Source organism: Streptomyces sp. NPDC000229 (assembly GCF_040300825.1).
Taxonomy (GTDB): Bacteria; Actinomycetota; Actinomycetes; order Streptomycetales; family Streptomycetaceae; genus Streptomyces.
This window is the reverse complement of record NZ_JBEPEL010000001.1, coordinates 152,417-165,832: the sequence shown is the minus strand read 5'-3', so window position 1 is coordinate 165,832 and position 13,416 is coordinate 152,417. Positions and strand designations below refer to the sequence as shown.

Genomic DNA, 13,416 nt, shown 5'->3' with positions numbered 1-13,416 from the left:
GTCATGGACCACGGCCGCGTCGCCGAGGACGGCACCCACGACGACCTGCTCGCCCGCGGCGGCCGGTACGCGGAGCTCTGGCGCACCTTCATCGGTGAAACCCCGGCAGAGACCCCGGCGGCGACGGCGTAACGCCTCGGAACCTCCCCTCCCGGTGGGGGAACACCACCGCGACGCAACCACGTGGCCCCCACGTGCGTCGTACGCATGTACGCTCATGCGGCGAAGGGGAGCAAGCGTGTTCGATGTGGTGGTCACGGCCAGGACAGGACGACTGCTCATGTGCGCGCTCGCGGTGCTGGTCGCCGCGGGTTTCCTCGTCCTCGCCGGACCCGGCACCCCACGTGCCGACGCGGCGGCCACCGCTTGTTCCGGGCGCCTCGTCAAGACGATGACGTTCAGCACGGGCGAGCTGCGGGTGTACAAGAACCGCCAGTACGCGTGCGCCGTCACCGTCGCGAAGAAGCCCGGCGCCCGGCGCGCCATGTCGGTGGCCGTCCAGCCGCGCGGCGGACGCGCCGCGGTCGACGCGGGCGCGTTCACCCGGCAGGCGGGGCCCGTCACCGTACACGCCCTCAACCGCTGCGTCCGGGCGTCCGGCGCCGTGGCGGGCCGGGGGGCCTCCACGGGCTGGATCCTCTGCTGACCCGACGCAACGGGGGCTGGCGGCAACCACGTTGACCCCACTAGGTTCGCGGCGACCACCGCAAACCCACGTGGAGGGTGAATGCGCAAGGCGCTCAGATGGCTGCTGTCTCTCGTGGTGCTCATAGGCACCGTGAGCGCGGCCGGAACGGCCACCGCCGCCGGTACCGCCGACAGCGGCACGACCACCGATATCAAGGACCGCATCCTGGCGATCCCGGGGATGACCCTGGTCGAGGAGAAGCCCTATCCCGGCTACCGCTACTTCGTCCTCACCTACGCCCAGCCGGTCGACCACCGGGACCGCTCGAAGGGCACCTTCCAGCAGCGCCTCACCCTGCTGCACAAGGACACCGCCCGTCCCACCGTCTTCCACACCAGCGGATACGCCGTCAGCACCACCCCCCGGCGCGCCGAGCCGACGCGGATCGTGGACGGCAACCAGGTCTCCCTGGAGTACCGCTTCTTCACCCCGTCCCGCCCCCAGCCCGCCGACTGGTCGAAGCTGGACATCTGGCAGGCGGCCTCCGACCAGCACCGGATCTTCACCGCGCTGAAGAAGGTCTACGACCGCAAGTGGCTCGCCACCGGCGCCTCCAAGGGCGGCATGACCGCCACGTACTACGAGCGCTTCTACCCCCGCGACATGGACGGCGTCGTCGCGTACGTCGCCCCCAACGACGTGGTGGAGAAGGAGGACTCGGCGTACGACCGGTTCTTCGCGACCGTCTCCACCGAGGAGTGCCGCGACCGGCTGAACGCCCTCCAGCGTGAGGCGCTCGTCCGCCGCGCGCCGCTCCAGGAGATGTTCCGCACCCGGGCCGAGGCCGAGGGCGCGACCTTCACCACGGTCGGCAGCCTGGACAAGGCGTACGAGGCGGTCGTCCTCGACTTCGTCTGGGGCTTCTGGCAGTACCACACCGAGGCCGACTGCGCCGCGATCCCGGAGGCGGCCACCGCCACCGACCAGGTCGTGTACGAGACCATCGACACCTACTCCGGCTGGTCGTTCTACAGCGACCAGGGCCTTGAGCCGTACACCCCGTACTACTACCAGGCCGCCACCGAACTCGGTTCGCCCAGCATGAAGATGGCCCACCTCGAGGGCCTGACCCGGTACGGCTACCAGCCCGCCCGGAACTTCGTCCCCCGCGACATCCCCGTACGGTTCAAGCCGTGGGTGATGCGGGACGTCGACCGCTGGGTGCGCACGCAGGGGCGCGGCATGCTGTTCGTGTACGGCGGCAACGACCCGTGGGGCGCCGAGAAGTTCCGCGTCGACAAGGGCGCCCGGGACTCCTACGTCATGACCGCGCCGGGCGCCAACCACGGCGCCAACGTGGCGGGCCTGACCGAGGCCGAGCGGACCAAGGCGACCGCCCGCATCCTGGCCTGGGCGGGCGTGGCCCCGGCCGACCCGCAGCGCGCGGCGCCGCTGACGACGTACGACCCGCGCCTGGACAAGCGGGAGCTCCAGCGGGAGATGACCCTGCGCCCGTAGGGCGTACGGGGCTGCGCGCACCGCTCACGGACGGCGCGCGCAGCCCACCGGTCCGGTCCGGCCCAGCTCCCCGTACAGATCCGCCGACGGCGGGCACTGCGCCCGCCGCCCCACGGCCCGCACCACCCGGTACTCCGGCCGCTCCTCGCCGGAGCCGTCACAGGCCGTCTCCTTCACCTGGCCCTCGCGGGAGCCGTAGAGGCAATCCCCGACGACCTCGCCGTAACCGGTGGCCGTGCTCCGGAACCCGGCCGGTGCGCTGTCGCCGCCTGCACAGGTGGTGAGCGCCACCGCCATCAGCAGGGCGCACACCGCCCCCGCGGTTCGTCGCCGACGCATGCGAGCCCCCCGATCCTCGCGCCCGGCGTGACCCGCCGTGGCGGGCACACGCCAGATGCGTCGGGGGTATTGCGCTATGTGTACGTCAGGCCGTAGCCCACCGGATACAGCACCTGGGCCGGATCGTCCGCGCGCTGCACGGGCACGGGCAATCGCCCTTCCGGCCGCACCCGGCCCGCGATGACACGGGCGGCGGCGCGCAGTTCGACGTCGGTCCAGGAGTAGGTGGCGAGCGTGGCACGCTGACCACTGAGACGGGCGATGTCGTACGGGTTGCGGATGGCGACCGTGACGACGGGGACGCCGGTGGCGGCGAGCCGGGACACCAGGGTGCGCTGGCTGCTGGTCGCCGAGACGTTGTACGTCCCCACGATCACGGCGTCCTTGCCGGCCGCGGCCGCCACCGCCTCGTCGATCTTGGCGGTGGTCGGAGCGGTGCCGGTCGGCAACACCGTGGTGGTGAAGCCGAGTTCGCTCAGTGCTCCGGCCAGGGTGGCGGTCGGCGGGCCGGTCGTCCCGGAGGGGGAGGCGACGTCGGCGCCGACGACGAGGAGGTTCGGCCGGTCGGTGGCGCTGAGCGGGAGCAGGCCGCCGTCGTTGAGCAGCAGAGTCGTGGTCCGCTCGGCGATCCGGTCGGCGGTCGCGAGGTGCGGCCGGGTGCCCACGGTGCGGTCGACGGTATCGCGGGTGACGTAGGGCTCGTGGAAGAGGCCCAGCTTCGCCTTCAGGCGGAGGATGCGGAGAATCGATTCATCGATCCGCGCCTCGCTGATCTCGCCGCTCTGCACGGCTTTGAGGACCGCGTTCCACGCCACGGAGAGCTTCGGCGGGTTGAGCAGCTGGTCGCAGCCGGCCTTGAGGGCGAGGACGGGTACGCGGTCGTCGCCGTACTTGGTGCGTACGCCCTCCATGCCCAGCGAGTCGGTCACGACGACACCGTCGTACCCCAGTTGCTCACGGAGGATGCCGGTGAGGATGGGGCGGGAGAGGGTGGCGGGGTCCTCGGCCGGGTCGAGGGCGGGGACCACGATGTGCGCCGTCATGATCGAGTCGATCCCGGCGGCGATGGCGGCCCGGAACGGCGGCGCGTCGAGCGTGCGCCACTGCTCAAGGGTGTGGGTGATGGTCGGCAGGCCGTAGTGGCTGTCGACGGAGGTGTCGCCGTGCCCGGGGAAGTGCTTGGACGTGGCGGCGATGCCCGCCCGCTGGTAGCCGCTGACCTGGGCGGCGACCATACCGGCGACGGCGCGCGGGTCGGAGCCGAAGGAGCGTACGCCGATGACCGGGTTGGCCGGGTTGACGTTGACGTCGGCGACGGGCGCGTAGTTCTGGCGGATGCCCAGCGCGGCCAGTTCGGAGCCCGCCACATGGGCGGCGCGCCGGGCGTCGGAGCGTGAGCCGCCCGCGCCGAGCGCCATCGCGCCGGGCATCAGGGTGGCGGGTTCCCCTATCCGGGCGACGATGCCGTGCTCCTGGTCGGTGGAGATGAGGACCGGTACGGGGGTGGGCCGGTCGAGCGCGGCGCGCTGGATGCCGTTGGACAGGTCGGCGATCTGGTGCGGGTCGCGGGTGTTGTGGGCCCAGGAGAAGTAGATGATGCCGCCGACGTGGTACGTCGCGATCAGCTCGGCGGCCGTGCGGACGCCGATCTCCTTGAGGTTGGCGTCGATGTCCGCCTGGTCGGGGGCGGTGGCGGAGTGCCCGTACACCCGCATGACGAAGAGCTGGCCGACCTTCTCCTCCAGGCTCATACGGGAGATGAGCCGCTTGAGGCGGCGGTCGTCACCCGTCGCGTGGGCGGGGGTGGTGACCCCGGTGACGGCGGCGGCCGCGGCGGCGGCGGTGACGGTGAGGAGAGTGCGTCTGGAGGGGGTGGTGGCGGCGGCTCGGTGGTGCATCGGTGCTCCTTCCGGCCATGCGGATGAAGGAAACTTCCAAGGAGTCACGCATAGCCGGAAAGTAACTGCCAGGTCAAGGACCTGAGCGCACCGCGCCGGGAAAGGGGACGGAAGACGAGGGGCCGCCACCGGGCTCCCTACAGGGCACCGGCCCCCGCCCCCGGCACCGTCGTCGCCGGCCCGCCGCTGCCCGTGCGTGCCTCTTCGATGAGCGCGCGGGCTTTGGCTTCCGCCTGGTCGTACCGCTCGGGAAAGGCCGACCGCTGCACGCTCTGCGCGACCTGGCCGGCGGTCCACTCGGGATGGGCGCGGTCGGACTCGACGGCCCGGGTGAAGAACGAGTTGGACGCGTACGTCACGTCCATGCACTGCTCGCGGGTGCCCCAGCCCTGACTCGGGCGCTGCTGGAAGACGCCGACCGAGTCGAGGTGCCCGCAGTCGAGGTTGTTCATGTGCGACTCGACCCACCCGGCCTCGAAACCGGCGAGCATCACCTTGTCGTTGACGCCCAGTTCACTGCCGACCCGGTAGACGATCCTGATCACCTCCGGGTCGTGGCCGGGCGGTACCGTACAGGCCGCCGTGTCCCCCAGCTCCGTGGCCGGAATGTGGTCCCCGACCGGCGGAGGCTCGCTCGTCGCCGCCCGGGCGAGCTGCCACGGGCCTCCCCATGTCCATGCGGCGGCGGTCAGGCCGCCCACTTGCACAAAGCTGCGTCTGGACACCATGGGAGGAATCTCCCCTTCCGGGCGAGTCTGTCCCCGACCGGTTCCCGGGGACTCCACGACAGGTTCACACCCGGACGCCCCTACTCGCGCCCATGCGACGACGTGTCGTCCGGAGCCCGCCCGAACAGTGCACAGCCGGGCCGGGGGCGCAACGGCCGCGATGGTTCCGCGGCGCGGGCCGCGGACGGCGAACGCCCCGCTAGGCGATCCCGGCCAGATACTCCCGCCCCGCCGCCAGCAGCGGCGGCAGGTCCGCCGCCTGCGGGTACCACCGCTTCTCGTACTCCCAGCAGGCCCACGCCTCGCCGTCCCCCTCGCCCACCAGCGCCAGGCACTCGGCCAGCGGCAGCACCCCGGCGCCGAGCGCCAGCGGCGTGGTGTCCTCCACCGAGGCGATGTCCTTGACCTGGACGTACCCGAGGTACGGCGCCAGCACGGCGTGCGTCGCCTCCGGGGCCTCGCCGGCCGTCCAGGGGTGCATCACGTCCCACAGCGCGCCCACGTTCTTGTGCCCCACCGCCCCCACGATCCGCGCCACGTCCGCGCCGGTGCGGTGCGAGTCATGGGTCTCGACCAGGATCCGCACGCCCAGGTCCGCCGCGATCTCCGCCGCCGCGCCCAGCCGCCGGGCCGCCGTCGCGTCCGCCTCCGCCGGGTCCTGGTCGCCGCCTCCCGGGAACACCCGGACGTACCGTGCGCCCAGGTCGGCCGCGAGGTACAGCAGCCGGTGGAGCTCCTCGTACACGGGCTCGTCGTCACCGGCCTCCGCGACCCGCGCGTACCCCGCGACCGTCAGGATCTCGACCCCCGCCCGCGCGAACTCCTCGGCCACCGCCCGCCGTTCATGGCCCACCAGCCCGGGGTGCACCGGCTCCTCGGGGTGGGCGCGCAGCTCCACGCCCTGGTAGCCGCTCTCGACGGCGAGGCGGACGACATCGGGGACCGGCATCCCGGGGACACCGAGGGTGGAGAAGGCGTACTTCACGGTCTGGAGCTCCTTCGTGCGGTGCGCGTCCGGTCGGACTCCGTGGAACGTACCCCGCGGGCGCCCCGTCATTGCCCGCGCAACGGCAGCCGCCAGTCCTGACCCACCAGGTCCGCCCCGTACGAACGGTGCGGCTTCTCGGCCACCAGGGTGAAACCCGCGCGCTGGTAGATGCGCCGGGCGGCGGTCAGGACGTCATTGGTCCACAGCACCGGCTCCCGGTAGCCCGCCTCCCGTGGGCGTTCCACACCCGTTCCAGGAGTTCCGCACGTTGGCAACCGCTTACCGGCGGGCCCGCCATCGGATCGAGGTAGCGGTGGTGGCGGCAGCGGAGCCGGCTGGGCATCCTGGACCGCTTCCGGTCCGAGGCGGCGACCGGCTTCGGGGAAGTACCGGGTGTCCTTGCCGGAGACGTCCGGGGCGGCAGCGTTCAGCGCTTACTTAAGCCGGGCGCAGAAGCGAATGAATGGTGTGGTGGACGAGCAGGTGCCCCCACAGCTCCTGCTCGACGCCGCCTGGCCAGCGGGATCGCAGGACTGGCGGGGCGTCCTGCCGCAGCGTGCCGACGGCTTCCAGGGAGGCTTTGATCCCCCATCGCCGGTGGTACAAGGCTCTCAGGTCGGACGCCGGGTGCAGCTCGGGGTCCACGAGTGTGGTGATCAGACGATGCGGAGGGTCATCGAGTACCCGGACCACCGTCCGGGCCGGCGCGGGCCCGCAGCGCAACTCGCAGAGATAGGAACCGTCCGGCAGTACGGTGTGCTGTGGCAGGACGGGCCGAGGACCGGCCTGCCACAGCACGTCCGCTCCGGCAGCACGTAGCACGGGAAGCAGGTCCAGGTCGGCCAATCCGCGGTCCGCGAGCAGCAGATCTCCTCGGGTGAGGGTCGCGACCACGTCGTGGGTGAGGGCGTGTCCTGTCTTGGCAGGCTTCTGTCCCAGCACGGCCCTGGTGATGGTGTGGCTGCCGCATTCCGCCAGTGCCACCAGGTGCGCTTGCGGCAGGGCCGCAGGTTCCGCCCTGGTGATGGAAGGGCAACTGTAACGGGCGCGGTTTTCTGGTGTGTCCGGGACACCGACCGTTGTCTCGTCGACCGCTATCACCCGCCACTGGAGATAGCGGGCACACCGCTCCTTCCGGGCCGTCCGCGCCCGCGTGTCACATGTCGCCTGCGCGAAGAGCGAGGCCAGCGGCTCGGGCCCCAGGCGCACGCGAGCTCGTGAGATGGCAGCGGATGTGGGCACAGGAGGAGGACGTCCATCCTGTCGGGTTGCCCAGGCCGTCGCTTCGACCAGCATCCGGGCCACCTCCTCGTAACTGTGCTGGGTGAACAGGCACATGGCGAGGACGAAGTACACCACCGTGCGGGCGGGGAGAAGCCGGCTGCGCCGCTCGGTTCGGCCGCATTCCGCGATCACGCGGTCCACCGTTTCAGGCGGAAATTCATGCATCAACAATGCGAGGGCAATACGGTCGGACAATCCGTCACTGGCAGCCGCCTTCAACTGCCCCGGCCGTGGCATCGGAGCACCTTTCAGGTCATTGATGAACGGCTCGCTTAAGTCAGCAGTAGCAATCGGCACCGACTTGCCCGTTTCCCAACAGGGGCAAACCATGGGAGAAAGCCGACGCGGCGAACCTTCCTTCCCCTGACGGACGCGCATTGCTCGCTTTTGGTTGCACTGCCCGTCGAAGAATCGATTCTGTGCCGCAGTCACGGCATGCAGAAGAGCAAAGAAAGGGATGGCGATGACAGATCGTGCGTTGCTCATCGGCATCGATGAGTATCCGGATCCACTGAACAACCTCAATAGTTGCGTCGCCGACACCGTGGCCTTCACCGACCTGCTCGGCCAGCTCGACTTCGACAGCTCCGGGATCCGTGTGCTGCACAACTCGGACGCGACCCTGGCGGCGACGCGAGATGGTCTGGACTGGCTGGTGGACGGTGCCCAGGACGGGGACCGCCTGGTCTTCTTCCAGTCCTCGCATGGCTACCGCTATCTGAAGGGTGACGTCATGACGGAGGTGCTCTGCGCGTACGACGAGTTTCTGGAGGACACGGAACTCGCTGACCGCAGCGCGCTCGTCCCGCCAGGTGTGCTCACCGTGGTCCTCGACTCCTGTCACTCCGGCGGCATGGAGAAGGCACTCTTCCGCAAGGGACTGCCGGAGAGCGTGCGCACCAAGGTGTTCACGCCGTCCCGAGAGGCGCTCCTGGAACGGGCCAAGTCCGTATCCCTCGTTCGTGGGCTGAAGCCCTTCGGCCGTACCACCTTGCGCAACGAGGCGTCGCTCGCCCAGAACATGGCGCACGTCCCCAACAAGGCGCCCAAGACGAAGGGCGCCATCACCGGGGCGAACGAGCTGAATGCGGTGCTCCTCACCGCTTGCCAGGCGGACCAGACCGCGGCGGCCGGCAGCGCCGCAACCAACTGGCTCTCGGCGTTCACCTACGCCTTGACCATGGAGATGGATCCGTCCATTTCGGTCTCTGCCCTGCGCGACCGGTCCGTGGCGCGCATCGAGGACCTCAATATGAGCCAGACGCCTTGCGTCTTTGCTCCCTCGGACCAACCGCACCTCCTCACCGAGACGTTTATCTCCCGGCGGCAGACAAAGAGCAAGGAGATGATCCGACAGGTCGAGGAAATGCTCAAAGAGGTCGCCTACGCAGGCGGCGGTCACAAATCTTTTGTCCATGGAAAGGGCGAAGGATTCTCAACGGAAAGTCACACATCGGAGGTAAAAGGAATGAGTACAGTAGAGCTTGAGAAGTCGGTCGGCGCGGCCACCGAAGAGATACTGGCCGGCGTCAAGGCGGCGGGGGGCAAGGGCAAGTCGGCCTGGGGCACCATCTCGTCCGACCTGAACTACCGGCTGGACACGCAGGCAGTCGCCGCCGTTCTCGCCCCCGCCATGGCGGCCGCAATTCCGGCGGACAAGAGCTTCGCGGTCCAACCGTCCGTGGCAGACACGGACAATCTCCTCGACAAGGGCTTCTGGGACTCCGCGGCCAGGCTCGCACGGGTCGTGGTACCAGCCGTCCTCGACGAGCTCACCAAGAGCGGCGGTCCCAGGAAGAGCCACACCAAGGCTGCCGACCCGGAGGAGGTGCACCGTGAGATCGCGCGGGCGGTCCCGCCGGCCCGGATGGGCGACCCGAAGTTCTTCGGGCTCGTGGAGACGCTGATCGGCGTCGCGGCGCCGCTCGTCATCAACGCGATCACGAAGGACTTCAAGCCCAACGAACGTCCCAGCGTCGGCAAGATCGACGTTGAGCTTCCGGCCGGCATGAGTGACAGCGAGAAGAAGGGCTTCTGGGACGACGCCCTCGACGTGGTCGGTACCGCGCTGCCGTACGTCATCCGCGCCATCGCCTGAGCGATCGGTGAAAGGACGGCGGCCGATACAGGAGGCCGCCGTCCCGTCGGCATTCCATTCGATGGATCGATGGAAGGACTTGCCCGATGATCACTCCCGATGATGAGGCGGTGTATCTCAAGGCAGCCACGGATCTGGCCCGGATGACACCACCCGACCTGTCCGACTTCTCCGCCCGCACGGTCGAGATCGCCATGCTGAAGGTCTTCGGGAGGAACGGCCCCCTGGAAGACTGGCTGAACGAATTCCGAGGCCGGATCAAGCAGGCGAGCGAGAACACGGTACGGATGGAACCCGCCGACCGGGCCGACTTCCCGCACCCCCATGAGAAGAGCCCCGCCGCCTCGCATCAGCGGCTGGTCGATACCGCGACCCCGGCCGTCCATCTCTTGGTGATGGGGCCGTTCGACCCGCCCTTTCGCTTCGTCCCCGGTACCGGCCCGGAGGAGAGCTGAGACGGCCAGGATCGCCCCCGGAACCGCCCATCGGGATGCGGGAGTCCAGCGGATCGGCCGGAGGCAACGACTACCTCTCGACCATGCCCGGCCGGCCGTCGGGGCGGCACACCGCGGACGCCTCCACCTGGCCGGCCGGACGCTCCTGGGGCGCCTTGCCGCCGGCGCACACGCCCCGGGTGCGCCTTCACCGGCATCCGGGCGCTACCCGTGCCGCGCCGGCCCCCGATGTTTGCTCGGCGGGGCATCCTCCTTGGAAAACATTCAGGTCGAACTCTGCAATGGCCCCTGTACGTCCCCTTTGGGGACCGGTTCGAGATCGCGCGATTGAGCTGTGAAGAGGTGCGCACATGTCGGATGAATGGAACACCGTCTCGGATGACCTGGCCGCTCGTTGGAAGGCCAGTGCCGACCAGGTCGCCAATACAGCGACAGCGCTGCGCGAGCGCAACCTGGTTCTCGCCAACGCACCGGATGAGATCGAGCGGCGTCACCGGCGGCTCGCCGAACAGGGACTCGATCTGGAGGCGCTCGTCGGAGACGACGACTCTGTCCGGACCAACTTCTTGAGCCGCGGTATTACCGCTGCACGTTCGGTCGGTCGTGTCGTCAGCGTGGCTTCGCGTCGTGATCCGCCCGTCCCACTCGCCACCGGAGTACTCGTCGCTCCGCGGTTGCTGCTGACGAACAACCACGTTGTACCTGGCGAAGTCGATGCTTCGGAGGCGGCTGTACAGTTCGGCTTCGAGGTCGATGAGGCCGGCCGTGAGTGCGAGCATGTGACCTGCACACTTGCCCCGGAGGTGTGCTGGTTTACCGACGCGGAGCTGGACTTCACCGTGGTGGCTGTCGCCGACCTGCGAGGCCGGCCACCGGGAGATGCGTATGGGTGGGTGCCGCTCATCGAGCAGACCGGGAAAGCACTCAAATGCGAGGCGCTGAACGTCATCCATCATCCCGGCGGTGACAGGAAGCGGGTCAGTATCCGGGAAAACCGGATGGTGGCCCAAGACGAGCTCTGGCTGCGGTATGCCAGTGACACCCGGAAAGGCTCGTCAGGAGCGCCCGTCTTCAACGATCAGTGGGAGATGGTCGCGCTTCACCGCCGAGGTATCAGATTGCTTGACACATGGGGAGCGCCGCTCGCCCGGAGCGGGGAGCGCTGGACACGCGACATGGGCCGCGACGCCGCCGCGTACATGGGAAATGAAGGCGCCAGGGTGAGCAGAATCGTCAAGCGGCTGAGGGAGGCCCCGCTCGATGCGCCGATGCGGAGCCTGATCGATGCGGCGATTGAGGCAGGTGCGAGCGTATGAGCGCGACGTTGGTTCTGGTCCACGGCCGCAAGCAGGAGTGGAAGGCACCCCTTGAGCTCCAGCGCATGTGGCAGGCAGGGCTGGCAGCAGGGCTTATGAAGGCCGGCTTGCCGCCCGTGGACGTCCCCGTGGTTTTCCCGTATTTCGGCAACTTGTTGCGCAGGATCACCGACGAACTGGCGCAGAGTCATGCGGACATCGACCTGGAAACGCTGCCGGCGGACCCCAACAGGCCCGGTCCACTGCACCCCTACCTGGGTTCGGACATCGGCATTGCGGAACGGAAGATGCTGGAGGACATGGCCGTCGGAGCAGGCTGGGTTTTTCGGAACGATGACGACGAACTGGAACGTCTCTCAGACGTGTTGTCCTGGAAAGTCGCTCGAGACGCTCTTGACTGGCTCGCTCACCGCACCCCGTTCGACCAGGAATTCATCGCCGCACATCTGTGCGATGTGGCGGTTTACTTGACGCGGGCCAGGACCCGGGTCCTCTCTCACGTAAGGGAGCAGCTCCCCTCTGACGGGCCCGTCATCCTGGTCTCGCACAGCTTGGGGACTGTGGTGGCACGTGATCTGCTCGGCGACGCCGACCTGCGCGCCCGGACCAGACTGTGGGTGACGGCCGGCTCACCGCTGGGCATCGACGCCGTTCGCAAGAACCTCGGTGACACGACGTACGCGGACAACCCTGGAGTGGAATGGCTGAGCGCCTACGACGTGAACGACATCGTCGCCCTTGGGCATCCCTTGCGGAAAAAATGGGGCCCTCCGCTCGAGGACATCGAAGTGGAGAACGGTGACGAGCCGCACTCGATCGAACGCTATCTCGCCCACCCACAAGTAGCTGGACCAATCGGCGCAGCGCTTGCCTCTCCGTGACCTGCCCCTGCGGAGGCCTGTTACTCCCCGTTGGTCTCGTGCCTCTCCAGCAGCCGGTTCAGCCGATCCGCCCACAGGCGCGTGGTGGCCCGTCATCGCGGCCGCGGTGTCCCAGCCGTACTCCGCCGCGTACAGCGCCCCGTGCCGCGCACGATCCACCCCAGCTCCCCGGGCACCGGATCGCGCAGAACGACCCGCGCGGTCATGACGCCGGCCGCCCCGTCGACGCGCGGACCATCAGCTCCCCGCCGATCGTGGCGATGCCGCCCGGCGGCGGGGCCTCCCGGCCGGTCGCCAGCCGCCCGGCACGCGCACCCGCCTCGTGCAGCGGCAGCCGTACGGTGGTGAGCGCGGGCACCGCGTCCACCGAGAACGGCAGGTCGTCGAAGCCCGCCACGGAGATGTCGTCCGGGATCCGCAGCCCCCGGTCCCGCAGCGCGGCGCAGGCGCCCAGCGCGACCGTGTCGTTGGCGGCGACGACGGCGGTCAGGTCCGGGTCGCGCCGCAGCAGCTCCAGCGTCGCGTCGTACCCGGAGCGCCGGTCGTACGGCCCGTGCACGGTGAGGCCCTCGCCGCCCAGCCCCGCCGCCTCCATCGCCGCGCGGTGGCCCTCCAGGCGGTGGCGGGTGGTGGTGCGCTCGGCCGGTCCGGCGACGTACCCGATCCGCCGGTGGCCCAGCGTCAGCAGATGCTCCGTCAGCCGCCGCCCCCCGCCCCGGTTGTCGAACGTCAGCGCCGCCGCGATCACCTCGCCCGCCGCCGGCACCGGCGGCCGCCCGCACAGCACCACCCGGGTCCCGGCGTCCGCGAGCTTGGCCAGCTTGGCGGCCATCGCCGCGATGTGGTCCGCGTCCTCCACCGCGCCCCCGGTGAGGACGACGGCCGCCGCGCGCTGGCGCTGGAGGAGGGTCAGATAGGTCAGCTCGCGCTCGGGGGAGCCGCCGGTGTTGCAGACGACGGCGAGCTTCTCGCCGCCCGCCCGGCCCGACGCGCCTTCGCCGATGGCGTGCTGTGCGGCCCCGGCCATGATCCCGAAGAACGGGTCGGCGATGTCGTTGACGAGGATGCCGACCAGGTCGGAGGTGGCGGCGGCGAGGGCGCTGGCGGGGCCGTTCAGTACGTAGTCCAGCTCGTCGACCGCGCGCAGCACCCGCTCGCGGGTGGAGGCCGCGACCGGGTAGTTGCCGTTCAGGACGCGGGAGACGGTGGCCGGGGACACCCGGGCGCGGGCCGCCACATCGGCCAGGGTGACTGTCATCGCGTTCCTCCGAGGAGAGTCGGAC

At 69.7% G+C, this 13,416-nt stretch carries 12 protein-coding genes and 1 pseudogene; 6 read left to right on the top strand and 7 right to left on the bottom strand.

The genetic code is table 11. The features are described from left to right. The first annotated feature begins 238 nt into the window (after positions 1–238). Positions 239–646: a hypothetical protein gene (locus ABT360_RS00680; protein ID WP_351808521.1), complete on the top strand. Its 408-nt coding sequence runs from the start codon at positions 239–241 to the stop codon at positions 644–646. Between the two features lie 81 nt (positions 647–727). Continuing rightward, complete coding sequence (locus tag ABT360_RS00675) at positions 728–2,146, top strand: S28 family serine protease (protein ID WP_351808518.1); 1,419 nt, start codon at positions 728–730, stop codon at positions 2,144–2,146. 24 nt (positions 2,147–2,170) lie between these two features. Here the strand turns inward: ABT360_RS00675 and ABT360_RS00670 are convergent, their stop codons facing one another. From ABT360_RS00670 to ABT360_RS00645, 6 genes and pseudogenes are all read right to left on the bottom strand, one after another. Beyond that, the gene (locus ABT360_RS00670) at positions 2,171–2,485 is read right to left on the bottom strand and encodes a hypothetical protein (RefSeq protein ID WP_351808515.1); all 315 of its coding nucleotides are present in this window, start codon (positions 2,483–2,485) and stop codon (positions 2,171–2,173) included. Positions 2,486–2,559: 74 nt separating this feature from the next. Further along, entirely contained in the window at positions 2,560–4,383 is a 1,824-nt protein-coding gene (locus ABT360_RS00665; protein WP_351808512.1) for a glycoside hydrolase family 3 protein, read from the bottom strand. 137 nt (positions 4,384–4,520) lie between these two features. After that, positions 4,521–5,111 (bottom strand): hypothetical protein, encoded by a 591-nt coding sequence (locus ABT360_RS00660; RefSeq protein ID WP_351808509.1) that lies wholly within the window; start codon positions 5,109–5,111, stop codon positions 4,521–4,523. A 199-nt stretch (positions 5,112–5,310) separates the two neighbouring features. Next, positions 5,311–6,096 carry a sugar phosphate isomerase/epimerase family protein gene (locus tag ABT360_RS00655; RefSeq protein ID WP_351808506.1) on the bottom strand — a complete coding sequence of 262 codons (786 nt, stop codon included), beginning with the start codon at positions 6,094–6,096 and terminating at the stop codon, positions 5,311–5,313. A gap of 68 nt (positions 6,097–6,164) precedes the next feature. Continuing rightward, positions 6,165–6,344 (bottom strand): annotated as a pseudogene (locus ABT360_RS00650) (GNAT family N-acetyltransferase); the annotation flags it as partial. Between the two features lie 193 nt (positions 6,345–6,537). Further along, the gene (locus ABT360_RS00645; protein ID WP_351808503.1) at positions 6,538–7,875 is read right to left on the bottom strand and encodes an IS4 family transposase; all 1,338 of its coding nucleotides are present in this window, start codon (positions 7,873–7,875) and stop codon (positions 6,538–6,540) included. Here ABT360_RS00645 and ABT360_RS00640 point away from each other — a divergent pair. The 4 genes from ABT360_RS00640 (at position 7,841) to ABT360_RS00625 (ending at position 12,133) form a co-directional block, all read left to right on the top strand. Continuing rightward, complete coding sequence (locus ABT360_RS00640) at positions 7,841–9,481, top strand: caspase family protein (RefSeq protein ID WP_351808500.1); 1,641 nt, start codon at positions 7,841–7,843, stop codon at positions 9,479–9,481. The two genes, ABT360_RS00645 and ABT360_RS00640, sit on opposite strands and share 35 nt — an antisense overlap. A gap of 86 nt (positions 9,482–9,567) precedes the next feature. Further along, positions 9,568–9,936 carry a hypothetical protein gene (locus ABT360_RS00635; RefSeq protein ID WP_351808497.1) on the top strand — a complete coding sequence of 123 codons (369 nt, stop codon included), beginning with the start codon at positions 9,568–9,570 and terminating at the stop codon, positions 9,934–9,936. Between the two features lie 350 nt (positions 9,937–10,286). Continuing rightward, positions 10,287–11,252 (top strand): trypsin-like serine peptidase, encoded by a 966-nt coding sequence (locus ABT360_RS00630; RefSeq protein ID WP_351808494.1) that lies wholly within the window; start codon positions 10,287–10,289, stop codon positions 11,250–11,252. Then, positions 11,249–12,133 (top strand): PGAP1-like alpha/beta domain-containing protein, encoded by an 885-nt coding sequence (locus ABT360_RS00625; protein ID WP_351808491.1) that lies wholly within the window; start codon positions 11,249–11,251, stop codon positions 12,131–12,133. The genes ABT360_RS00630 and ABT360_RS00625 overlap by 4 nt, the downstream gene beginning before the upstream one ends. 202 nt (positions 12,134–12,335) lie before the next feature. Here the strand turns inward: ABT360_RS00625 and ABT360_RS00620 are convergent, their stop codons facing one another. After that, entirely contained in the window at positions 12,336–13,391 is a 1,056-nt protein-coding gene (locus ABT360_RS00620) for a LacI family DNA-binding transcriptional regulator (RefSeq protein WP_351808488.1), read from the bottom strand. Positions 13,392–13,416: the final 25 nt, after the last annotated feature.

What these genes read in the sequence shown, in the direction of transcription:
- ABT360_RS00640 (WP_351808500.1), top strand. Translation starts at nt 7,841, where the DNA reads ATGGCGATGACAGATCGTGCGTTGCTCATCGGCATCGATGAGTATCCG.
- ABT360_RS00630 (WP_351808494.1), top strand. Translation starts at nt 10,287, where the DNA reads ATGTCGGATGAATGGAACACCGTCTCGGATGACCTGGCCGCTCGTTGG.
- ABT360_RS00635 (WP_351808497.1), top strand. Translation starts at nt 9,568, where the DNA reads ATGATCACTCCCGATGATGAGGCGGTGTATCTCAAGGCAGCCACGGAT.
- ABT360_RS00645 (WP_351808503.1), bottom strand. Translation starts at nt 7,875, where the DNA reads ATGCCGATGAGCAACGCACGATCTGTCATCGCCATCCCTTTCTTTGCT.
- ABT360_RS00660 (WP_351808509.1), bottom strand. Translation starts at nt 5,111, where the DNA reads ATGGTGTCCAGACGCAGCTTTGTGCAAGTGGGCGGCCTGACCGCCGCC.
- ABT360_RS00675 (WP_351808518.1), top strand. Translation starts at nt 728, where the DNA reads ATGCGCAAGGCGCTCAGATGGCTGCTGTCTCTCGTGGTGCTCATAGGC.
- ABT360_RS00625 (WP_351808491.1), top strand. Translation starts at nt 11,249, where the DNA reads ATGAGCGCGACGTTGGTTCTGGTCCACGGCCGCAAGCAGGAGTGGAAG.
- ABT360_RS00670 (WP_351808515.1), bottom strand. Translation starts at nt 2,485, where the DNA reads ATGCGTCGGCGACGAACCGCGGGGGCGGTGTGCGCCCTGCTGATGGCG.
- ABT360_RS00620 (WP_351808488.1), bottom strand. Translation starts at nt 13,391, where the DNA reads ATGACAGTCACCCTGGCCGATGTGGCGGCCCGCGCCCGGGTGTCCCCG.
- ABT360_RS00665 (WP_351808512.1), bottom strand. Translation starts at nt 4,383, where the DNA reads ATGCACCACCGAGCCGCCGCCACCACCCCCTCCAGACGCACTCTCCTC.